This window comes from Paracoccus seriniphilus (genome assembly GCF_028553745.1).
In the GTDB taxonomy this organism is placed as follows: Bacteria; Pseudomonadota; Alphaproteobacteria; order Rhodobacterales; family Rhodobacteraceae; genus Paracoccus; species Paracoccus seriniphilus.
The window spans coordinates 332250-353649 of sequence record NZ_CP067132.1 but is presented as its reverse complement, the minus strand read 5'-3'; the positions used below and the strand labels follow the sequence as shown (position 1 = coordinate 353649).

Sequence of the window (21400 nt, the reverse complement as noted above, 5' to 3'; positions counted from 1 at the left end):
GTCAGGCCTTCGCGGGCAGGATCTTGCCCGTGCACGGTCCGAAACCGATGCGATATCCCTCGCCTTCGGCATAGCCGAACAGAGCGATCTCATCCCCGTCCTCGATGAAGCTGCGCGGGACACCATTGACCGTGACGGGGTTCTTGCCGCCCTGGGTCATCTCCAGCAAGGCACCGGTCTGATTCAATTCCGGCCCCGAGATCGTGCCTGAGCCCAACAGATCTCCGACCCGCATCGGACAGCCGGATTCGGTGTGATGGGCCAGTTGCTGGGCGCTGGAATAATACATCACGTTGTAATTCGTCTGCGCCATCTTCTGACCATTCATGGACCAGCCGACCTGCATGTCATAAAAGCCCGGCCGTTCTTCCTGCAGATAGGGCAGCAGTTCATTGACACGCGCCGCGCCCTCGCAGCGGAATGGCTCCAGCGCGGCCTGGGTCACGATCCAGGGGCTGATCGTGGTGCCAAAGGCCTTGGCCTGAAACGGCCCAAGAGGCTGATATTCCCAGGCCTGCAGATCACGCGCCGACCAGTCGTTCAGCAGGACATAACCAAAGATCATCTGCTCGGCCTCTGCCACGCTGACCCGATCGCCCATGGCGCTGTTCGCGCCGACGATGGCACCCAGTTCCAGTTCCAGATCAAGACGGCGGCATGGTGACCACACGGGCCCCCTTTCGCCCTTCACCTGCCCCATCGGCCGGTGAATATCGGTCCCCGAGACGACGACCGAGGACGCCCGCCCGTTATAGCCGATAGGCATATGGGTCCATTGCGCCGGCAGGGCGTTTTCGGGGCCACGGAACAGAACCCCGACATTGAAGGCGTGGTTCTTCGAGGCATAGAAATCCGTGAACTCGGTCACGGTCACCGGCAGATGCATGGTCGCATCACCCATGGCGACCAGCGGCAGGTTCCGCTCGCCATCTTCGGCCAGCAACGCCGTCAGACGTTGCCGGATATCATCCCATGTCGCGCGGCCCAATGCGATGAAATCATTCAGATGCGGACGCGAAAAGGTGCCGCCCGCCTGCAGAAAACCGCCCGCCTCGCAGGCCGCCAGATCGACAATCCTGTCGCCGATGGCGACCCCGCAGCGTGGCGTGTCGCCCGCCACCGAAAAAACGCCGAAAGGCAAGTTCTGTATTGGAAAATCGCAATCCGGCGAATTCGCAGTCTCTACCCAGCTGCGCAATTTTGGATCGGTCGTCGTCACGCCACATCTCCTGTGTTCATGCGATCAGGTCCGGGCAAGGCCGGTGACATCACCTGCAAATTTTCGCATTTTCGTTTCAATTGCAACCATTATCTTGACCGCACCCTGATGCCGAGAGGCTATTTCTCACCGGGCGTGCCGTCGAATTTCTTCTCAAGCTGTTGCCAGACCTCGATATATTCCTGCTGCATCGGGGCCTCTTTGGCGGCAAATTCGGTCAGATGCTGGGGGAACCTGGTCTCGAACATGAAGCTCATCGTGTTATCCAGCTTTTCCGGCCCCAGATCCGCGTTCGAGGCACCCTCGAAGGCATCCCGGTCCGGACCATGGGGCAACATGCAGTTGTGCAGGCTCATCCCGCCGGGCGCGAAACCCTGCGGCTTGGCGTCATAGGTGCCATAGATATTGCCCATCAGCTCGGACATGATGTTCTTGTGATACCAGGGCGGACGGAAGGAATGTTCCGCCACCATCCAGCGTTCGCGGAACAGGACGAAGTCGATATTGGCCGTGCCTTCCTGCCCCGAAGGCGCGGTCAGAACGGTAAAGATCGACGGATCCGGATGGTCGAAGAGGATCGCCCCCACCGGAGAATAGGTCCGCAGGTCGTATTTGTAGGCGCAGTAATTGCCATGCCATGCGACCACATCCAGCGGCGAATGGTCGATGTGGGTCTCGTGGAACTGGCCGCACCATTTGATCACGACGCGGCTGGGAGCCTCGCGATCTTCGAAGGCCGCGACGGGGCATTTGAAGTCGCGCGGATTGGCCAGACAATTCGCGCCGATCGGTCCGCGGCTGGGCAGGTCGAATTTCTGACCATAGTTTTCGCAGACAAAGCCGCGCGCCGGACCTTCCAGAACCTCGACCCGATAGACCAGCCCACGGGGCAGAATCGCGATTTCCTTCGGCTCAAGATCAATGATTCCCAATTCGGTGCAGAAACGCAGTCGTCCCTCTTGAGGGACAACCAGCAATTCGCTGTCGGCCGAGAAGAAATACTCGTCCTGCATGGAGCGCGTGACCAGATAGATATGGCTGGCCATGCCCACCTGCGTGTTCACGTCACCCGCCGTGGTGATGGTGCGCATGCCGGTGATCCATGTCAGATCGGCACCGGCGTCGGGCAGCGGCACGGGATCCCAACGGTATTGTCCAAGGCTGGTGACATCGGGCAGCACATTGGGCGCGGTCTTCCAATAGGGCACATCAAGGCGCGTGAACGCCCCGGTATGGCGGACCGAGGGCCGGATGCGATAACACCAAGTCCGTTCATTCTGACCGCGTGGCGCGGTAAATGCCGTGCCAGACAATTGCTCGGCATAGAGACCATAGTTGCATTTCTGAGGGCTGTTCTGACCCTGAGGCAACGCACCGGGCAAGGCTTCGGTTTCGAAATCATTGCCAAAACCAGGCATGTAACCGGGCAAGGTGCCGCCGGTATCGCTGGCTCGGGTCATACCGGAGATCGCGGGTTGAGAAGTCATGGCCGGCTCCTTCCAATGCATGTCATTTCATTGCGATTGCAACAATCATGCCGTTGCGAATGCAACGACGTCAAGCATTATTCAGAGGGGCTCCTGAAAATCGTTGTAATCGCAATGAATTTGCGCTGAAATCAACAAAACACGGAGGTGCCATGACATTTCAACTGGATCAGTTCCTGCCCTACCGGCTGTCGGTGGCCGCCGCACAGGTCAGCCGTCGATTCGCCGCTTTCTACGAGGTCGAGGCTGGCCTGTCGGTTCCCGAATGGCGGGTTCTGTCTCATCTGAACCATTCGGGTGCTGTCAGCGTGCGCGACATCAACCAGCGCGTCAATCTGGACAAACCCGCCGTCAGCCGCGCGGCCACCCGCCTGCAAGAGGCCGGGCTGCTGCGCAAATCCGGCCATGGCTCAGACCGGCGATTGATCGTTCTGGAGTTGACCGATGAAGGGCGCGCGCTGATGGTTCGGCTGGGAGAGGCGGCGGCGCGCTTTCAGGCCGAGTTGCTTGCCGAACTGGGCGAGGATGCCGAGGCCTTCAACCGTGCGCTGAACCGGCTGTCTCCGCCGACGATCTGACAGTTTCAGCGATCCGTTTCGCTGCTTCCGGGGCGTGGAAAGCTGGTGCCCCGCCCCTCTTCCGGGGCAGTCACCTTGTCGATCGCGCGATCCAATGCCGCGATCCCGCGCTCCAGCGCCGCACGGTCGCGTGCCGGCATGGCCTGCAGGATTTCGTTGGCCCGCGACTCGACACCGCCAAAGGCCCGCTGGAACTCCAGCCGCCCCTTCTCGGTAATGGCATAGTTGCGCAACCGCCGGTCCGAACCAAGGATCTCGCGCGTGATCAGGCCCTTGGATTCCAGCCGCGTGGCCGCCCGGCTGACCTGAACCTTGTCCAGCGAGGTCCGTTGCGACAATTGCAATGAATCCAGCGCACCGGCATCCTCCAGCAGGAACAGCAGACGCCATTCTTCCCGCGACAACCCATGTTCGCGCCCGTAAACCGCAACCAGCTGGCGCGAGAATGCTTCGGCCACCACCGCGAGGCGATAGGGAAAGAAAGTTTCTATTCGCATCTGTTGACCGCCGTCCGACCGGCCCTTTCTGTTTCTTTTGCAACGAATGGCCCGGTGGGCGGTGAAATTCAACCCGATGGCGGCATTTGCGTCGGCAAATGCCTGTTTGGCGAACTCAATTCATCACCGTTGCCAACAGATCATTCGCCTTTGAAACGCCCAGTTTCTGATAGGCCCGCTGACGGTAGGTCAGCACGGTGCCCTGTCCCAGCCCCAGTTCCTGTGCGATCTGCCGGGCGGTACGTCCAGCCAGTGTCCGCGCGCAGACCTGAGTTTCCCGCAGAGTCAGGACCGGATAGGCCTCACTCAGACGCCCCTGGATTTCATCGACGGGCGAGGCCTCTTTCCTTGCCGGTGCCGCCAGACGCGTCAGGCCGGTGATGGCGATCTGGGCCAATGCTCCCAGTTGCGCCATATCCGGATCGCGGCCTGCCTTGCGTTGATAGAACGTCACGATCAGGCTGTGATCGTCGCCCCGCCAGCCAAAGCAGATCTTTTCGGCAAAACGCGGCTGGTCGAAGCACAGCCGTCGATAGGCCCCCAACTCGATATCCGAGGCCGACACCCGACAGGAGAAACCCGTCTCGGGCGAGGCCTGCAGGCGGGCCGCCACCGCCGGATCGCTGCGGTGAAAACGCCGCGAATAGGCACGTATCCGTTCCTCGGCATCCCCCAGGTCACTGGAAGAGGCCAGCGTTTCCGGCGCGCCCTCGCCAACGCGATAGGCAAACAGCTCTTCGACGCCCGCGGCACTATGGGCCAGTTGCAACAGGCGTTCGGCGAAAAGCTGCGGATTGCGGATATCCAACAGCGCCGCCGCACGGTCAGGGTCGATCAATCCGGCAAATGTCATTCTGCGCCTCCTCCCACAGCGGCGGATTTCCTGTCCTGTCCACAGGTCTATCGACAGACAGCCGGAAATCGTTTCATTAGAAATGATTTTAACGGCATTCCACCTGAAATGCACAGGAGAAAGACAGATGAGCAAACCCTTCGCATCTTCGGCCGATACGGCTGAAAAAACCGATACACTCGAGATACTTGGCGATGGCATCTATGCGCTGACCGCCGAGGGCGACCCAAATGTCGGCGCCGTCGAGGGTGAGGATTTCGTCGTCGCCATCGAATCGCGGGCCACGCCTACGGCCTCGCGCGAATGGCTGAAGATCCTGCGCGAGCAGACCGACAAGCCGGTCCGCTATCTGGTTCTGACCCATTATCACGCCGTCCGCGTACTGGGGGCCAGCGCCTTTGACGCGCAGGACATTGTCATGTCGCAAGCCAGCCGTGATCTGGTCGAAGAGCGCGGCGAACAGGACTGGAAAAGCGAATTCGGGCGGATGCCGCGACTGGCAAAGAATGCCGAGGAAGTCCCCGGCCTGACCTGGCCGACGATCACCTTCAAGGACCGCTATGACATTGAACTGGGCGGGGATCGCGGCAAGCTGGAACTGCGCTTTCTGGGGCGCGGACATACGCGCGGCGACATCACCGTATGGCACGACAAGTCGCGCACCCTCTATGCGGGTGATCTGGTCGAATCCAAGGCCGCGCTCTACACGGGCGATGCCTATCACTTCGACTGGGCCAGCGGCACGCTGGACAATGTGAAGGCGTATCGCGCCGAAAACCTGATTGGCGGGCGCGGACCGGTCTCGCGCGGGGTGGCCGAAACGAATGCCGCCGTCGAACAGACGCGCAAGTTCCTGAACGGGATGATCGAAAACGTCGGGCGCGTTCACAAGGCCAATGGCACGCTGAAGCAGGCCTTCGAGGCCACCCGCGACGCGCTGGCCCCGGAATTCGGTGCCTGGCCGATCTTTGAACATTGCCTGCCTTTCGACGTGCAGCGGCTGTGGGACGAATTCGATGGAATCGAACATCCCCGCATCTGGACCGCCGAGCGCGACCGCGAGGTCTGGGCCAAACTGCAGGACTGATCCCATGGCCAATGTTTCCGGCATTCCCGTTTACAAGGATATCGGAGCCAGCCCGGCTCCGGCCGCCTCGCAGGACCACGCCCGCGTCGTGGTGGTCGGCGCCGGCCCGGTCGGGCTGGCCATGGCGCTGGATCTGGGGCGTCGCGGGCATCCCGTCACCGTCCTGACCCGGCTTGACTTCATCGCCCATTGTTCCAAGGCGATCTGCTTTTCCAAACGCTCGCTTGATATTCTGGATCGCTTGGGTGTCGGAGACCGCGCTGTCGCCAAGGGCGTGACATGGAACCTGGGCAAGGTCTTTCGCGGCGATGGCACCGACCCTGTCTATCAGTTCGACATGCTGCCCGTGAAAGGTCAGAAGCGCCCAGGTTTCATCAACATCCAGCAATATTACATCGAGGAATACCTGCTGGATGGCCTGATGGAACTGCCCAATGTCGATATCCGTTGGGGACATCGGGTCACGGCGGTGAACAACAGTCGTGACGGGGTGGATGTCTCTGTCGAAACGGGCGGTGGCGACTATGGCCTGCATTGCGAATGGCTGGTCGCCTGCGATGGCGCGCGATCCACGGTGCGTGACTGCATGGGGCTGGATTTCGAAGGTCGCGTCTTCGAGGACAATTTCCTGATCGCCGACATCCGGATGAAGAACAACGACTTCCCGTCCGAGCGCTGGTTCTGGTTCGATCCGCCCTTCAACCCCGGAAAATCGGCCCTGATGCACCGCCAACCCGACGATGTCTGGCGGCTCGATTTCCAGTTGGGTTGGGATATCGATAGAGAGGCCGCGACGCGCCCCGAGAATGTCGAACCCTTCATCCGTGCCATGTTGGGCGAGGATGTCGAATTCGAACGCGAGTGGTACTCGGTCTATACCTTCCAATGCCGCCGCATGGCGCGTTTTGTCCATGACCGGGTGATCTTTGCCGGAGATTCCGCCCATCTGGTGTCGCCTTTCGGCGCGCGAGGTTGCAATGGTGGCTTTGCCGATATCGACAATCTCGGCTGGAAACTGGATCGCGTCCTGCAGGGTCTGGCCAGCGAAGCATTGATCGAAACCTACAATGACGAGGCCATCGCAACGGCGGATGAGAACATCCTGAACTCGACCCGCTCGACCGATTTCCTGACGCCGAAATCCGCAGCCAGTCTGGCGCTGCGTGATGCCGTTCTGGAACTGGCCCGTCATCACGACTTTGCAAGGCCTCTCGTGAATTCGGGGCGGCTCTCCACCCCCGTCAGCTACGACGACAGCCCGCTGTCCACCCCCGATGAAGATATCTGGGACGGCGGTGTTCCCCCCGGTGCACCGGTTCTGGATGCAAGGCTGAAGGATGGCTGGTTGCTGGAAAAGCTGGGCGATGATTTCGCTCTTCTGAGCCATGGCTGGCGGGGCACCCTGCCCACGGGTCTGCACGTGGTCGAGATCGACGGAACTGCCGCCGACAGGATGGGGCTGCAGCCAGGCAATGCCTGTCTTGTTCGCCCCGACCAATATGTTGCAGCGCGCTGGAAGTCCCCCACATCCAACAAGATCACCACCGCACTGGAACGCGCGGGGAAAGGTGCCTCATGACCCGATTGATCACGACACCGAACCTCGGAAACCCCGACGACATCTATGAAAAGCTGGTGCAGATGCACGACGGCCTGTCCGAGGACGAAAGCCAGAAGCTCTGGGCACGGTTGGCTCTGACATTGATCAACCATATCGGTGATCGCCGGATCATCTGCGAGGCCATCGAATTGGCGTGGACCTCCGGTCAGCCCTCGGAGAACAGGTCAAAAGAACCGCCAGCCTGAAGCCTCTGAACTGGGTGACCGCCATCACGATCGCTGGCCCGTTCGCACCGATGAACTCCGGTGCTCTTGCAGCCGCAGTTATCTTTCAACGATATCTGTGATTGCTTGCTCCGCGGTTCATTTGCCCGGATTGAGCAATCCCGCCATCAGACTTCGGGGCCCCTGCCCCGACAGCGGAGATGCCTCAGACCGCTTCGACCTCGATCCCGTCAAACAACCCCGGAGACATCTCTTGCCAGAACTCGGCGATCCGCGCCGCGTTCAGGGGCGACATCCAGCCGTGGCGCGAAAAATCATCGCGTGCAGCGCTGTCCTGCAACTGGCTGAGGAACAGCCGCCGGTCCGCGTCGCGCTGCGTCGGCGTGCGCGCCTTGACCGCCTCGAGGATACGCCGCAGCCGTTCGGCACGCGCGCTGGTCGGCGCGGGAACATCATCACGCTGCTGCTCGGCGCCGAAATCACCATCCAGAGCGGCGCTGAGGTAGCCGACCTTGCTTTTGACGTTCTTGCGGGTCTCCACATAGTCCAGCTTGGCCGTCACCTGATCTTCGCCATGCGCCTTCAGCCATTGTCGCGCCAGACGATCGCTGACTCCCAGATGACGCAACCGTGCATAGACCGGGCCGTGCCGCATGGCCTCACCGTCATCGATATCCAGGATCGCAAGCTGGGGATTGTCCTTGATGCGGAAGCGGATCTCGGTCACCACCCTGCCCGTCTTGCGGGTTTCAGGCGAGACCAGGATATTGCTGGTCTTGTTCACCTCGGCCACGGCGGGTTTGATCACCTTGGCATTCAGATGCTTGAAAGTCTCGTAATAGCTCGACCCGTCGATCCCCATCAGCCGACGGAACAGGTCAAGCGGCCACCAGCCCGTGGATCCGGTCCGCACGAAGCGATAGCAGTTCTCATACAGCGCCAGCGCATGCCCCGAGGTGAAACGGCGCTGGATGTTCAGGTTGATCAGCGCAAAGACCTTGGGATCATGCAGCTTCTCGGCCAAGGCCGGCGAATAGGCATATTCACAGATACCACCCTTGAGCTTGGCATAGCTGAGCAGGCTGGACACGCCCCATTCCTGCTGGCCCTTTTCATCCAGCATGTCCCATTCGGCAACCGTCTCTGCCAGACCACGCAGGGACTGCTTCAGGGTATCCATGTCGTTCGAGTTATAGCCGATCATCAGGCAAAGCGTGCGAGCATCGATCTGGTGCCGGCTGCGACTGATCAGCGTGTCATAGGCATTCAGCAGCAAGACGTTCGACAGTTTGCGCTGCAACAGCGTCAGCTTGCCCGAGACATGGATCGCTGCCACATGTTTCTTGACGGCCCCACGGCGCAGGGCGCCACTCAGCCGGTCTTTCGGGATTTCATCCATCGTTTCTGCTCGTCATTTTTGTGACACCACTATGCCCCAAAAGGTACCCTCAGGCAAGGTGACCACGGGCACCCTTTTCAGCAAGTTTCCCGTCCCGCAAATGGGTTCCTTTCGAACTCGGCTCTTCCAAAGGCACCTGTTTTCGGGATGGGCAGAGCCAGTTTTCCCGGGGTTTCGTGCGAAAACCGTCGTCCAGATGGCCTTCCCGCAAAATAATACCCGTAAACCTGCGAATCGGAGCCTTTCCCCCTGAATCCGGATACCTATGATCCTGCTCATGGGTGCCCATGATCCCGAATATGGGTACCAAATCTCGAATAAGCCATTGATTTGTATGATATAAGCAAGACGCAAAGACTCTAAAGTCATTAAACAGTCTACAAGCTTGTTAGGGCTGCTTTTCTATCAGGAAACATCAAGTTTCGCCGCGAAACCCCTTGAAATGATCCACTTGAGGGGAATGATGTGCAATAGTTCTAACAAAACACACATTGAAGCAGTACATCGCAAAGGAAATGAGATGTCAGGCAAGGAACCCCTTCCGCCGTATTTCAACATCGATCCAGCGAAGGCCGCAGAGAAGCTGTCTGAACCTATCGGCACCGCACGATTCGCCAAGGCGGCAGCCTTTGCCTCGCGCGGGCGTCAGGATCTTGCCGAACGGGGATACGCCCCGGATGGCCGCAAACGGTTACGGCGTTTTTCAACCTGGGAGGTCTGCAAATACCTGATCCCTGTCGCCCCTGCCCATTTCAGACGAGTGCTGCGGAAATATCCAGACCTTCCGCAAGGGATGGGCGAGGGAAATTCCAAGTGGTTTTCACTTGAAGATGTCCTGCGCTTGCGCAACCATTTCGCAACGGAAGGTGCCGCCGACCGAGAATACCGGCCCTGGCGTCCGGAGGGGCTGCCGGCCAAGACGATCGCTGTCGCCAATTTCAAGGGTGGGGTCGGCAAGACTTCGACAGCCGCGCATCTGGCGATGTCTGCCGCGCTGGACGGTTACAAGGTATTGGTGATCGACCTGGACAGCCAGGGCAGCATGACATCGATCATGGGCGGTCAGGTTCCCGACGAATGGTCCACTGCTTTTCCCTTGTTGGCCAAGGATTATGCGCTGGCACTGCAGGACGAAAACCGCGTTCGGGAAGCAGCCGGTCAGCCCCCCCTGCCCTTCGATGAGACGCTGACCGAGGCTTTGAAGTTCTCGGCGCGCGACGTCATTCAGTCGACACATTGGCCCAACATCGATCTGGTTGGAGCTCAGTTGAACCTCTATTGGGCCGAGTTCCAGGTGCCCGTCTGGCGAATGGGGTTGCGCGGCTGGCCGCTTTGGGATGCGTTAAGCAACAGTTTGGTCAATGACCGCATCGTTGATGAATATGATATCATCATCCTCGATACCCCCCCTGCCCTCGGCTATCTGACCATCAACGCCCTGGCTGCAGCTGACATCTTGTTGGTGCCGCTCGGCGCGACTTTCCTGGAGTTTGATTCCACCGGGCGCTTTTTCGACATGCTCTATTCGACCTTTGCCAGCGTCGAGGATGGCGAAAATGCAGCGCGTCGCCGTGATGGCCTGCCCGAGATGCGTTTTGAATGGGATGCGGTGCGGGCGATCGTGACCCGCTTCGACGCCGCGCAGCAAACCGATCTGGCCAATGTCATCCAGGCCTATTTCGGGGATTTCATGACCACCTATCGGCAGGAAATGACGGCGATGGTCGGACAGGCCGGAGAGCAGGTGAACGGCATCTATGAGGCTGATTACCGTGAGTTCAACCGCGATACCTATGTGCGCGGGCGCGAGACCTTTGATCGCACATGGGCGGAAGTGAAGGAGTTGATTCTGGGGACCTGGTGGCGCGATCTGCAGATGGAACAACTCGAAGCCGGCGAGGAGGATCTGGCACATGGTTAAGCGGCGACGTCTGGAAACTCCAAGCAGCGCGGATCTGGATCGGATCGAACGACAGTTTCGCAGCGAAACCGGCGAGCGGCCAAGTCTTGCGGGTGGCATTGCCCCGATTGCGCAGGTCGCCGCCGAGACCGCGGCCCGCGCAAATACGGAAACCGCCGATGCCCGCGCCGAACGCGCCAAGCTCGAAGCTGATTCCGCGCGCTTGCATTCCGCGCGGGAGCAGGGGCTTCTGATGGTCGAATTGCCGCTTGATCAGATTGATGAAGGCGCGATGATCCGTGACCGGATGACGATCAGCGAAGACGACATGAACGAGTTGCGTCAATCGATTGCTGCGCATGGTTTGCGGCTGCCAATCGAAGTGTTCGAACTCGAGAAACCGGGCAGGGACGGGCGCCGCTATGGACTGCTGTCGGGTTACCGGCGACTGCTCGCGATGCGCGGTTTGCTGGAAATGACAGAGGGATCGAAGTATTCAGTCATCCGGGCCTTGATCCGGCCCCGGACCGAGGCGGATGGCGCGTTTATCTCGATGATCGAGGAAAACGAGGTTCGCGAGGAACTGAGCCATTTCGAACGGGGACGGATTGCGGTCATCGCCGCCAATCAAGGGGCATTCTCCAGCACTGAAGATGCGGTCGACCGTCTGTTCGCGACGGGTTCCAAGGCCAAGCGTTCCAAGGTCCGGTCCTTTGCCCTGATCTTCGAGGAACTCGGCGACATGCTTCAGTTTCCCGAAGCCTTGACCGAGCGCCGCGGATTGCGTCTTGCATCGGCGTTGCGACGCGGTGCCGAGGATGAGTTGCGCAGGGCGCTGTCGGAACATCGGGCTGATGACGCGGAAGAGGAATGGTCGATTCTGGAGCCCCTGATCCGCGATCTTGAACTGGCACCGCGTGATATCAGTCGCGGTGGTCGGCCACGCTCCAAACCGAAAGCTTCCCGACCTGAACCCGGACGCGTGGTTCATGCAGCGGGTGGGGTCACCATACGCAAGGCCCGTGACGGCGAGGCTTACCTGCTGCGGCTGGAAGGTGACGCCGTGTCGGATGAGATCATCGAACAGATCGTCAAGAACATTCGCGAGATGTTTGATCGCTGAGAGTTTCAGGGCAGGGGGCGCGACGTCGTCGAGCCTGAGCGATGCAAGCCCCCGGTGGTTTCGTTGCGAAACCACCGGAGGTCTTCGTATGCCAGCTATGCCCTTTGTTGGAACGGGCGGTTCCCGGATTGAAATGTGGCAAGGCGATCCTGTAGCGCGTGTGGCGAAATATATCCGCATTTTGATGTTTTTATGCGGATATAAATAAGGTTATTCAAATAAATTCGTGTCTTAACCCTGTAACGACTGGCATCGCTTGCTCGCACAGCCGGCATCTCTGTGAATGACTCCAGGATAAGGGATGGCCGGGAAGCGGACTGGTTGGAGAAGGGGCCTTGCCGCGCCTGCCGCCCAGCCAATCACATTGAAGCGCCATCTGATTTCTGGCATTGCTGAGTCCGGATACACGTCCAGTACGCAATGGAATGACGGAGGGACCGTGCCACATCTCGATATTTCCCGCAGAAGTTTTCTGGCGGCAGCCGCCGCGCTGGGGGTGACGGCGGCGGTTCGACCGCTTGGTCAGGCGCAGGCCGCGATGATGCCATCCCCGGTCGGGCAGGATTCCGGCTGGTTCGCGAACGGGCAGTTGCGCTATCGCCGCGACGGCATGGCCAAGGTCACCGGCAGCAAGGTATTCGCCATCGACATTCGGGCGCGCGATCTGGCGGGTTGGCCGGATGAGCAATCCCATGGGCTGACCCTGCATGTGCCGCGTGCGGATCGCATCTATCTGGGCCTGGACCTTTCGATGCTTGAACCTGATCTGGCCCCCGATGTGCTGCTGGATGCCGCGCGGCTGAAGGCGGATGGCGTCGAAATGCCGGATTCTGCCTTCTATGGAGATTTCTTCCTGCCGGAAGGTCAGGTTCCGCCGATGATCGGCCAGCCTGTCGCACTGGGGATCTGGCATGACTACGAACGCTTCCGCGCGGCCCGCAAGAAGCTGCAGTTCAATGACCGGGTTTTCCGTTTCGGTGCAAAGGCCGATCAGCCTGCGCGCGCACCCTATGGAGCGGCCCGTTTCGTGCGTATCGGCGGCGATGATCCGCGCGGCAGGGATCGTTTCTCGCCGATGCAGAACACGACCGTCTGGCCCGATCTGACCACGGGGGGCGTGCAATGGCCGGATGCAAGCCATCCGGCCTTCGGTGAGGCGATGCGCCATTCACGCGAGATCCGCGCGACGATGGAGACACCGCCGGAGGGCTGGCATGTCTTCGCGCGAGAGTTCAAAAGCCAGTCTGTCGATCCGGCTGCGATGGAACCGGAAAATGGTCTCGGCTGGTATGCCGATGGCAAGCTGCATGTGGTCGGGGCAACGCAATCGCCCTATGCTGCGGCGCATCACATCATGGACATGGTCTCGGCCAGCAGCTTTGCTCTGAACGATCTGGATTTCGTTACCGGCTACACTGTCGGCTATGGCCAGAAAGAGCATCAGCCCTTTCCCTATTACGTGGCCATGGCGGCGCTTTACGGACAGGGGCGACCGGTCCGGGTGGCGCTGGACCGCTGGCAGCATTTCCAGTTCGCGCTGAAGCGGCATCCATTTGACATCCGCACCGGCATTGCCGTCGATTCCGAAGGGCATTTCCAGATCATGACCTGTGATGCAGTCGGTGACGGCGGCGGCGTGATGAATTTCAGCCCCTCGGTCGGGACGGTCGCGGTCACGGCGGCGCAGTCCATCTATTACCTTCCCAAAAGCGATCTGTCGGTCGAGGTTCTGCCATCCACCTCTGTCACCTCGGGGTCGATGCGCGGCTATGGCACCCTGCAGTCGATGGCGTCCACCGAAATGCTGGTGGATGAAATCGCCGCCGAGATGAAGATCGACCCGATCGAATTGCGTCGGCGCAATGTCATCGAGAGTGGCATGAAGAACACGCAGGGCGCGGTGCCTTCGGGCCATCTGCGCGCGGGTGAGATTCTGGAACTGGCAGCGCAGGATCCGCTTTGGACCGGTCGCGATCAGCGCAAGCAGGAGTTCGAGGCTGAAAACCCGGGCAAGCGCTACGGGATCGGCTTCGCCGCCGTTCAGAAGGACTTCGGAACTGGCGCCGAGGCCGCTGTCGTACAGCTTGAGGTCACGCCCGAAGGGCGGCTGAAAATGCGCCATGTCGCCGCCGAGATCGGGGCAGGGGCCACGACATCCCAGATGCTGGTGGCCGAACCCTTCCTTGGTCGTCCCGCCGATGAGGTCGAGTTCTCGGTGCAGGACTGGCCGCAGATGCCGGTCCATACCAAGGATGAACCCTATACGACCTCGCAAGAGGAGGAAGACCAACTGGCGCAGGACCCGACATGGGTGCCGCGTTTCACCTCGCCGCGCTCGGCGTCGAATTCGGCCTATTACTTTACCCATGCCACGCAACAGGCGGCGCAGTTGCTGTTGCGGCTGGGACTGTGGCCTGCCGCTCTGTCGATCTGGGGTGAGGGGCCGGATGGCGGGCAGATGCGTGCCGAGCCCGTCAGCCTGGAAGACGCCGAATGGCGCAATGGCATGTTGGTCGCACGCTCGATGGAGCCGCTGTCGCTCGAACGCCTTTCGGCTCGTGCCCATCGCGATGGGCGGATTACCGGGGTCTGTGTTCACACCTTCAACCGTTGGGCATGGGCCGAAGCGGATTTTGAGGTTGATGGCCAGCAGTTCCGTGCGGCCATAGACGCGCTGTCGGTGAAATGGGGGCAGGGTGCCAATCCCGCGCAAAAGGCGGCAATGACCGATGGCGGCTATGCCTTCCGGCCCCGCATCAAGGCCCATTACCCGCCCGTGCAACGCAACAATGCCGGCACGGTCTATTACGCACCCTGTGCCTCGCTGGTGGAACTGGCGGTCTCGACCGGATCCGGCAAGGTTGAATTGCTGAATCACAAGACCTGGCTGGAATGCGGCACGCAGATCGTGCCCGAGCTGGTTTCGGGGCAGTTGCAGGGTGGGGTGGCCATGGGCATTGGCCACGCATTGTTCGAAGAACTGCCGACCGACGGTGATGGGCCGGGCAATGGCACCTGGAATTTCAGCCGCTATCACCTGCCGCGTGCTTCGGAAGTGGCGGTCTGGTCGCAAAGCGGGCATGTGCTGCCGGCACTGTCGGCAGATGATCCGCCCAAGGGCATGGCCGAGGTGGTGATGATCCCCGTGGTCGCCGCCAGCATCAATGCAATCGCTCATGCGACGGGGCATCGTTTCTATCAGATGCCGGTCACTGCGGCGCGCATCAAGGAGGTGTTGTGATGGCCGAAAGGATCAGCTTTTCAGCGACGATCAACGGGCAGAAGATCGGGCCCATGGATCTGCCTCAGGATCTGATGATGGTCGAACTGCTGCAGGAATATCTCAACCTGACAGGCACCCGCCTGTCCTGCGGGCAGGGTGTCTGCAGTGCCTGCACGATCATCATCGACGACCCGGACAAGGGCAGCTATACGGTCCCGGCCTGCGTGACGGGGGTGACCTGGGTGAACGGCAGGACGGTGCGCACGATCGAAGGAATCGCCGGGCGCGACGATCAGGGCAATCCGGTGCCATCGCCGATTCAGATGGCCTTTCTGGAACATTTCGCGTTTCAGTGCAGCTATTGCACGCCGGGTTTCGTGAATGGTGCCACGGCGCTGATCGAACGCCTTCAGCGCCAGCCGATCCCTTCGGATCAGGTCGAGGCCGCGGTGCTGGAGGCGCTTGACCGCCACATCTGCCGCTGCACCGGTTATGTCCGCTATTACGAGGCGGTGCGCGATGTGATCCTGTCCACGCCGGGGCTGACGACGGACGGCCCCGGAACTGATGTCACAGCCATGCAGGAGGCAGGCCAATGATCACTGCCTTGCGTATTCTTGGGGTGCTGGTGCTGCTGGGCATCATCGCCTCGGGCTTGCTGTTCTGGACGTCCAGTCGCGATGTGCAGATCCCGCCGGCTTCGGTGGATTTTGCCAGCCTGTCGCCCTCCGAGCATGACAGGCTGGTCGAGCGGGGCGAATGGGTCGCCCATGCCGCGGATTGCGCGGCCTGCCACACGGATCCCTCGGGCGGCTCGGATCTTGCTGGTGGTTTGCCCATGGTCACGCCAATGGGCGCGATCTATGGCACCAATATCACCCCGTCCAGGACCTATGGCATTGGTGAATGGGATGCCGACGACCTGTATCGCGCTGTTGCCATGGGCATCGCACCGGGTGGGCGCAACCTGTATCCGGCGATGCCCTATCCCAGCTATCACCGCATCACCCGCGAGGATTCCGATGCGCTGTATCTGTGGCTGATGCAGCAGCCGCCGGTCGACAAGCCCAATCGCAGGAATGACCTGATCTTCCCCTTCAATCTGCGGCCGGCCGTGACCTTCTGGAACGCCCTGTTCCGTCCCGACCCCGAGCCTTTTGTCGCGCGCGATCCGCAAAATGCGCAGGGCGAGTATCTGGTCGATGTGCTGGGCCATTGCGGTGAATGCCACACGCCGCGCAATCTGGCCTATGCGCTGACCGACGATCATCTGGCTGGCAACGTGATCGAGGGGGCCTATGCGCCGGATCTGCGCGCGGATGCATTGGTCAGACGTGGCTGGAACCGCGATGATCTGAGCCAGTTCCTGCACCGTGGGCTGTCGCCTCAGGGGGTGATGACGTTCCGCATGTTCCCGGTTCTGTCCCACAGCACCAGCCATTTGTCATTCGACGATCTGGATGCGATCTCGGCCTATCTGATGCCACAGCAGCCCGAGACCGAGCTTCTGGCGCGGCCACCGGCCGGTGCTCTCTCGGCCGAGGGGCACGCGCTCTATACCGGGCTCTGCGCGGGTTGCCATGGCGAAGACGGGCGCGGCCAGCCGCATTCCTCGGTGCGCCTTGATGTCAACACCACGGCCATGTTCGACAATCCGATCAACCTGGTCCGCGTGATTGCCGAGGGCATTCCCGAACGCGACCTTGCGCATGGAGAGCGGATGCAGGCGATGCCGGCCTTTGGCGATATGCTCAGCGACACCGAAATGGCTGAACTGGTCACCTATCTGCGCAAGCGTTGGGGCGGTCAATCTGCGGAGGTGAGCGCCGCGCAGGTCGCGGATGCCTTGAAACAGGCCCATTAGGCCGCATCACCGCAGAAATCCGAAATCAGATTGCCGGTCACCTGTCAAAAGATCAGTGGCTGGCAATTTGAGGTAAGATCAGGCAGGTGTTGGAAAACGTCGCGTGAATGTGTCGCAAGTTAATGTTTGGAACGTTATTGCCATGATTTTGTCTGAACGGCCAAAATCTTCTTTTCCGCGTCGCCTTGCAGCCGGGGTCTGCGGTCACGCGATCCGGCTGTTTGCCCGGCTGGTCACAGCGGTGCGTCCGGTCTGGCAAGGAATCGATCCCGCCCAAGGCGGACAGCGCATCTATTTTGCCAATCATGCCAGCCACGGGGATTTCATCCTGATCTGGTCGACCCTGCCTGAACGCCAGCGGCGCGCGACCCGTCCGGTCGCCGGCGCGGATTACTGGGGCAAGGGGGGGCTGCGCAGCTTTATCGGCCGCGATGTCTTTCACAGCCTGCTGATCGACAGGCAACGCAATGAAGCCGTGCGGACCGATCCGGTTGGCCAGATGGCCGCGGCGCTTGATCGGGGTTCCTCGCTGATCCTGTTTCCCGAAGGCACACGCAATACCACCGATGAAATCCTGTTGCCGTTGAAATCCGGGCTGTTCCATCTGGCCTCTGCACGGCCCGAAGTGGATCTGGTACCGGTCTGGATCGACAATCTGAACCGGGTGCTGCCCAAGGGCGCGGTGATCCCGGTGCCGCTGATGTGCAAGGTGCTATATGGCGCGCCGATGCGCCTGCAGCCGGATGAAACGAAAACGGCGTTCCTGGATCGCGCCCGGCAGGCGATGCTGGACCTGCGGCAGGACGCCAATGACAAGGGGGAAGAGCGGGCATGATGGAGCAGGCACGTTCCGATCTGTTGACGGTGATCGCGGGTATTGGCGGGCTTCTGATCATCGCGTCCCTGGCAGGCTGGTTGCTGCAAATCCGCCTGTCGCCCAACGGCGAGAATGCCGCGATTGAAAACCTGAACGACCGCATCCGGTCATGGTGGGTGATGGTTCTGGCGATGTCACTGGCCTTTGTCGGCGGCAAGACCGGCGTTCTTCTGCTGTTCGGATTCTGCTCTTTCGCGGCGCTGCGCGAATTCATGACACTGACCAATGCCACGCGCGCCGATCACTGGACGCTGGTGGGTGCGTTCTTCGTGGTGCTGCCGCTGCAATATTACCTGATCTGGATCGAATGGTACGGGCTGTTTTCGATATTCATCCCGGTCTACGTCTTTCTGCTGCTGCCCATCGTGTCGGCCTTGCGGGGCGAAACGCGGAATTTCCTGATCCGGGTGGCCGAGATGCAATGGGCGCTGATGATCTGCGTGTTCTGCGCCTCGCATGTGCCGGCGCTGCTGACGCTGAAGATCCCCGGCTATGAAGGCCGCAATGTCCTGTTGATCGCCTTTCTGGTGATTGTCGTGCAACTCAGCGACGTGCTGCAATATGTCTGGGGCAAGCTGTTGGGACGGCGCAAGATCGCCCCGGCACTCTCGCCCTCGAAAACGGTCGAGGGCTTCCTGGGCGGCACGCTGACGGCCATTGCGATCGGTGCTGCGCTTTGGTGGATGACACCCTTTGCACCCCTCCAGGCGGCGCTGATGGCCGGTGTGATCACGATGATGGGGTTCTTTGGTGGTCTGGTCATGTCCGCGATCAAGCGGGACCGAGGGGTGAAGGATTGGGGCCATATGATCGCCGGGCATGGCGGGTTCATCGACCGGCTTGATTCCGTCGTCTTTGCCGCTCCGTTCTTTTTCCATCTGACCCGTTATTACTGGAGTATCGGCTGATGGTGACCCCTCTTGATCGTCGTCCCCTTGCCAGTCGCCAGACCGGCTGGGCCGCCGCCCTGACGCGCGCTCTGGCCGCCACGCCGATCACGCCGAACCAGATCTCTTGTCTGGGCATGCTGGCGGCGCTGATCGCGGGGCTGTGTTTCTGGCAGACTGATGGGGCGCATGGTGCGGCACGGATCGCCCTGCTGCTGGCAGGGGCCCTTTTCGTGCAGCTGCGTCTGCTGTGCAATCTGCTGGATGGCATGGTTGCAATCGAGGCAGGCCGGCAGGCGCCCGATGGTGCCTTCTGGAACGAGTTTCCCGACCGCGTCGCAGATCTGCTGATCCTGATGGGGGTGGCCCTGGCCATTGGGCAGCCTGCGCTGGGTTGGGCGGCCGTCAGCATGTCGTTCCTGACCGCCTATGTGCGCGAATTGGGAATGCGTTGCGGGGCAGGGGCGGATTACAGCGGTCCCATGGCCAAACCTCACCGTATGGCGTTGATCACGGCGGCGGCGCTGCTGTCGGTGTTTGCCCCGCTGGCCGGGCTGACCACACAGATTCTGGCGGCAGCCCTGTGGGTGGTGGTTCTGGGTGCGGGGCTGACCGCGCTGCGCCGGGGAGTGCGCCTGGTGCGGAAACTGCACGGTCTTGATGACCGGTGATGCCGCGCGACCTTGCCCTGGGGGCGGCTGTCCCGACTTGATCGCGACTGAAGCCTTGCAATCGGCCATCGCATGCATAGTTCGTCGCTCTGACCGCGGGTGTTGCCGCGATGACAGGCCACCCATGTGGCAAGGAAATTCCAGGGTCCAAAGGACATTTTACAATGGAACAATCAGATAGCAGAAACCGTCGCTTTGTTCTGGCGCAGCGCCCCAAGGGCGAACCCGATGCCGATACGCTGCGCCTTGAAACGGTTGATATCCCCGTTCCGGCCAAGGGCCAGATGCTGCTGCGCAACGTCTTTCTGTCACTTGACCCCTACATGCGCGGCCGCATGAGCGACGCGCCCTCCTATGCGCCGCCAGTGGCACTGGGCGAGGTGATGGTGGGCGGCACGGTCGCGCAGGTTGTTTCCTCGGATGTCGAGGGCTTCGCGCCCGGTGATTGGGTCGTCGCCTTTGGCGGCTGGCAGGATTATGCGCTGTCCGATGGGACCGGTGTGATCAATATGGGCCGCGATCCCGAAAACCCCTCATGGGCGCTTGGTGTCCTGGGGATGCCCGGCCTGACGGCATGGGCGGGTCTGACCCAGATCGGCCAGCCCAAGGCGGGCGAAACGCTGGTCGTGGCCGCGGCAAGCGGTCCGGTGGGCGCCACCGTGGGGCAGATCGGCAAGATCCTTGGCTGCCGCGTTGTCGGCATCGCCGGCGGTGCCGAGAAATGCCGGCATGTCACCGATGTGCTGGGATTTGATGAGTGTATCGACTACAAGTCAGAAGGCTTTGCCGAGGCACTGAAAGTTGCCGTGCCCGATGGCATCGACATCTACTTCGAGAACGTCGGTGGCGCGGTCTTTGACGCGGTGCTGCCGTTGCTGAACGCCAGGGCACGGATTCCGCTATGTGGCCTGATCTCGCAGTATAACGCCACATCGTTGCCCGATGGTCCCGACCGCATGGGGCTGCTGATGGGGCACATTCTGAAAAAGCGCATGACCATGCGTGGCTTCATCGTCTTTGACGATTTCGGGCATCTCTACCCTGAATTCGCCCAGCAGATGTCAGGTTGGGTCGACGAAGGAAAGATCAAGTATCGCGAGGAAATGATCGACGGGCTGGAACAGGCGCCTTCGGCATTCGTTGGACTGCTGAGAGGCGAAGCATTCGGCAAGCGCGTGATCCGGCTGGCCAAATAGGCCGTTCCGGACAAGAAAGGAAAACCGCTATGAAAATTCTCATGGTACTGACCTCGCATGACCAACTGGGCCAGACGGGGCACAAGACCGGATTCTGGCTCGAGGAATTCGCGGCACCCTATTACGTCTTTCGCGACGCGGGTGCCGAGGTTGTTCTGGCCTCACCCAGGGGCGGTCAACCTCCGCTGGATCCGAAAAGCGACGATCCCGAAGCACAGACCGATGCGACGCGGCGATTCAAGGATGATGCCGCCGCGCAAGAGCAACTGGCCTCGACCCAAGTTCTGTCGCAGGTCGATGCTGACGGTTTCGACGCGGTCTTCTATCCGGGGGGGCATGGTCCGCTGTGGGATCTGGCCGAGGATAGGGACAGCCGCAAACTGATCGAACGTTTCGCCGCCACGGATCGCGTGATCGGGGCGGTCTGTCACGCGCCGGCAGTGTTCCGTCACGCCATGGCAGCCGATGGCAAGCCATTGGTTGCCGGCAGGCGGGTGACCGGCTTTACCAATAGCGAGGAAGAAGCGGTCGGCCTGACCGATGTGGTGCCCTTCCTTGTCGAGGACATGCTGAAGACGAATGGCGGCCAATATGAAAAGGGTGCGGACTGGGCCTCTTTCGTGCTGATCGATGGCAAACTGGTGACCGGTCAGAACCCGGCTTCATCCGAAGAGGCAGCCGAGGCGGTCCTGAAACTGCTGGCCTAGAGCCAGATCACGCTTCGCATCGGCAGGCCGGTGCGAAGCCACCTGCA

Annotated in this window: 19 protein-coding genes; 14 read left to right on the top strand and 5 right to left on the bottom strand. The window is 60.9% G+C overall.

Annotation, left to right across the window (positions count from 1 at the left end; all coding sequences use genetic code 11):
• Position 1 precedes the first annotated feature (1 nt).
• Complete coding sequence (gene fahA / locus JHW44_RS20030; RefSeq protein ID WP_245847294.1) at positions 2-1219, bottom strand: fumarylacetoacetase; 1218 nt, start codon at positions 1217-1219, stop codon at positions 2-4.
• Positions 1220-1338: 119 nt separating this feature from the next.
• Positions 1339-2706, bottom strand: coding sequence for a homogentisate 1,2-dioxygenase (hmgA, locus tag JHW44_RS20025; RefSeq protein WP_218822594.1), 1368 nt, complete (start codon positions 2704-2706; stop codon positions 1339-1341).
• A 152-nt stretch (positions 2707-2858) separates the two neighbouring features.
• Between hmgA and JHW44_RS20020 the strand changes: the two genes are divergently transcribed.
• On the top strand, positions 2859-3284 hold the full coding sequence (locus tag JHW44_RS20020) for a MarR family winged helix-turn-helix transcriptional regulator (protein WP_089345237.1): 426 nt from the start codon (positions 2859-2861) through the stop codon (positions 3282-3284).
• Between the two features lie 5 nt (positions 3285-3289).
• On the opposite strand, the gene JHW44_RS20015 is transcribed toward JHW44_RS20020, so the two are convergent.
• A complete protein-coding gene (locus JHW44_RS20015) occupies positions 3290-3781 on the bottom strand; it encodes a MarR family winged helix-turn-helix transcriptional regulator (RefSeq protein ID WP_089345238.1) in 492 nt (163 codons plus the stop codon).
• A gap of 115 nt (positions 3782-3896) precedes the next feature.
• The gene (locus tag JHW44_RS20010) at positions 3897-4634 is read right to left on the bottom strand and encodes a helix-turn-helix domain-containing protein (RefSeq protein WP_089345239.1); all 738 of its coding nucleotides are present in this window, start codon (positions 4632-4634) and stop codon (positions 3897-3899) included.
• 127 nt (positions 4635-4761) lie between these two features.
• Here JHW44_RS20010 and JHW44_RS20005 point away from each other — a divergent pair, with 127 nt between their 5' ends.
• From JHW44_RS20005 to JHW44_RS19995, 3 genes are read left to right on the top strand one after another with little or no spacing between them, the layout of a single operon-like run.
• Positions 4762-5721: an MBL fold metallo-hydrolase gene (locus JHW44_RS20005; protein WP_089345240.1), complete on the top strand. Its 960-nt coding sequence runs from the start codon at positions 4762-4764 to the stop codon at positions 5719-5721.
• A 4-nt stretch (positions 5722-5725) separates the two neighbouring features.
• On the top strand, positions 5726-7300 hold the full coding sequence (locus JHW44_RS20000; RefSeq protein ID WP_089345241.1) for an FAD-dependent oxidoreductase: 1575 nt from the start codon (positions 5726-5728) through the stop codon (positions 7298-7300).
• Positions 7297-7527 (top strand): DUF2783 domain-containing protein, encoded by a 231-nt coding sequence (locus JHW44_RS19995; RefSeq protein ID WP_089345242.1) that lies wholly within the window; start codon positions 7297-7299, stop codon positions 7525-7527. The genes JHW44_RS20000 and JHW44_RS19995 overlap by 4 nt, the downstream gene beginning before the upstream one ends.
• Positions 7528-7711: 184 nt before the next feature.
• On the opposite strand, the gene JHW44_RS19990 is transcribed toward JHW44_RS19995, so the two are convergent.
• On the bottom strand, positions 7712-8905 hold the full coding sequence (locus JHW44_RS19990) for a replication initiation protein (RefSeq protein WP_089345243.1): 1194 nt from the start codon (positions 8903-8905) through the stop codon (positions 7712-7714).
• Positions 8906-9425: 520 nt separating this feature from the next.
• Between JHW44_RS19990 and JHW44_RS19985 the strand changes: the two genes are divergently transcribed.
• From JHW44_RS19985 to JHW44_RS19940, 10 genes are all read left to right on the top strand, one after another.
• On the top strand, positions 9426-10826 hold the full coding sequence (locus JHW44_RS19985; protein WP_089345244.1) for an AAA family ATPase: 1401 nt from the start codon (positions 9426-9428) through the stop codon (positions 10824-10826).
• Positions 10819-11928, top strand: coding sequence for a ParB/RepB/Spo0J family partition protein (locus JHW44_RS19980; RefSeq protein ID WP_089345245.1), 1110 nt, complete (start codon positions 10819-10821; stop codon positions 11926-11928). The genes JHW44_RS19985 and JHW44_RS19980 overlap by 8 nt, the downstream gene beginning before the upstream one ends.
• 439 nt (positions 11929-12367) lie before the next feature.
• On the top strand, positions 12368-15169 hold the full coding sequence (locus tag JHW44_RS19975) for a xanthine dehydrogenase family protein molybdopterin-binding subunit (RefSeq protein WP_218822595.1): 2802 nt from the start codon (positions 12368-12370) through the stop codon (positions 15167-15169).
• Complete coding sequence (locus JHW44_RS19970) at positions 15169-15750, top strand: (2Fe-2S)-binding protein (RefSeq protein WP_089345247.1); 582 nt, start codon at positions 15169-15171, stop codon at positions 15748-15750. Before JHW44_RS19975 ends, JHW44_RS19970 begins: the two co-directional genes overlap by 1 nt.
• Positions 15747-17015, top strand: coding sequence for a c-type cytochrome (locus tag JHW44_RS19965; RefSeq protein ID WP_089345248.1), 1269 nt, complete (start codon positions 15747-15749; stop codon positions 17013-17015). Before JHW44_RS19970 ends, JHW44_RS19965 begins: the two co-directional genes overlap by 4 nt.
• A 142-nt stretch (positions 17016-17157) precedes the next feature.
• Positions 17158-17850, top strand: coding sequence for a lysophospholipid acyltransferase family protein (locus JHW44_RS19960; protein ID WP_089345249.1), 693 nt, complete (start codon positions 17158-17160; stop codon positions 17848-17850).
• A complete protein-coding gene (locus JHW44_RS19955; RefSeq protein WP_089345297.1) occupies positions 17850-18800 on the top strand; it encodes a phosphatidate cytidylyltransferase in 951 nt (316 codons plus the stop codon). Before JHW44_RS19960 ends, JHW44_RS19955 begins: the two co-directional genes overlap by 1 nt.
• Positions 18800-19450, top strand: a complete 651-nt coding sequence (locus JHW44_RS19950; protein WP_089345250.1) for a CDP-alcohol phosphatidyltransferase family protein — start codon at positions 18800-18802, stop codon at positions 19448-19450. Before JHW44_RS19955 ends, JHW44_RS19950 begins: the two co-directional genes overlap by 1 nt.
• A 164-nt stretch (positions 19451-19614) precedes the next feature.
• Complete coding sequence (locus JHW44_RS19945) at positions 19615-20646, top strand: NADP-dependent oxidoreductase (protein ID WP_089345251.1); 1032 nt, start codon at positions 19615-19617, stop codon at positions 20644-20646.
• Positions 20647-20675: 29 nt separating this feature from the next.
• On the top strand, positions 20676-21353 hold the full coding sequence (locus JHW44_RS19940; RefSeq protein WP_089345252.1) for a type 1 glutamine amidotransferase domain-containing protein: 678 nt from the start codon (positions 20676-20678) through the stop codon (positions 21351-21353).
• Positions 21354-21400 lie beyond the last annotated feature (47 nt).

Bases quoted from the DNA above. Each gene is read 5' to 3' on its own strand.
- JHW44_RS19950 (WP_089345250.1), top strand. From the start codon at position 18,800: ATGGTGACCCCTCTTGATCGTCGTCCCCTTGCCAGTCGCCAGACCGGC.
- JHW44_RS19985 (WP_089345244.1), top strand. From the start codon at position 9,426: ATGTCAGGCAAGGAACCCCTTCCGCCGTATTTCAACATCGATCCAGCG.
- JHW44_RS19995 (WP_089345242.1), top strand. From the start codon at position 7,297: ATGACCCGATTGATCACGACACCGAACCTCGGAAACCCCGACGACATC.
- JHW44_RS19945 (WP_089345251.1), top strand. From the start codon at position 19,615: ATGGAACAATCAGATAGCAGAAACCGTCGCTTTGTTCTGGCGCAGCGC.
- JHW44_RS19940 (WP_089345252.1), top strand. From the start codon at position 20,676: ATGAAAATTCTCATGGTACTGACCTCGCATGACCAACTGGGCCAGACG.
- JHW44_RS19980 (WP_089345245.1), top strand. From the start codon at position 10,819: ATGGTTAAGCGGCGACGTCTGGAAACTCCAAGCAGCGCGGATCTGGAT.
- JHW44_RS20000 (WP_089345241.1), top strand. From the start codon at position 5,726: ATGGCCAATGTTTCCGGCATTCCCGTTTACAAGGATATCGGAGCCAGC.
- JHW44_RS20020 (WP_089345237.1), top strand. From the start codon at position 2,859: ATGACATTTCAACTGGATCAGTTCCTGCCCTACCGGCTGTCGGTGGCC.
- JHW44_RS19955 (WP_089345297.1), top strand. From the start codon at position 17,850: ATGGAGCAGGCACGTTCCGATCTGTTGACGGTGATCGCGGGTATTGGC.
- JHW44_RS20015 (WP_089345238.1), bottom strand. From the start codon at position 3,781: ATGCGAATAGAAACTTTCTTTCCCTATCGCCTCGCGGTGGTGGCCGAA.
- JHW44_RS19970 (WP_089345247.1), top strand. From the start codon at position 15,169: ATGGCCGAAAGGATCAGCTTTTCAGCGACGATCAACGGGCAGAAGATC.
- JHW44_RS20010 (WP_089345239.1), bottom strand. From the start codon at position 4,634: ATGACATTTGCCGGATTGATCGACCCTGACCGTGCGGCGGCGCTGTTG.
- JHW44_RS19990 (WP_089345243.1), bottom strand. From the start codon at position 8,905: ATGGATGAAATCCCGAAAGACCGGCTGAGTGGCGCCCTGCGCCGTGGG.
- JHW44_RS19965 (WP_089345248.1), top strand. From the start codon at position 15,747: ATGATCACTGCCTTGCGTATTCTTGGGGTGCTGGTGCTGCTGGGCATC.
- JHW44_RS19960 (WP_089345249.1), top strand. From the start codon at position 17,158: ATGATTTTGTCTGAACGGCCAAAATCTTCTTTTCCGCGTCGCCTTGCA.
- JHW44_RS20005 (WP_089345240.1), top strand. From the start codon at position 4,762: ATGAGCAAACCCTTCGCATCTTCGGCCGATACGGCTGAAAAAACCGAT.
- hmgA (WP_218822594.1), bottom strand. From the start codon at position 2,706: ATGACTTCTCAACCCGCGATCTCCGGTATGACCCGAGCCAGCGATACC.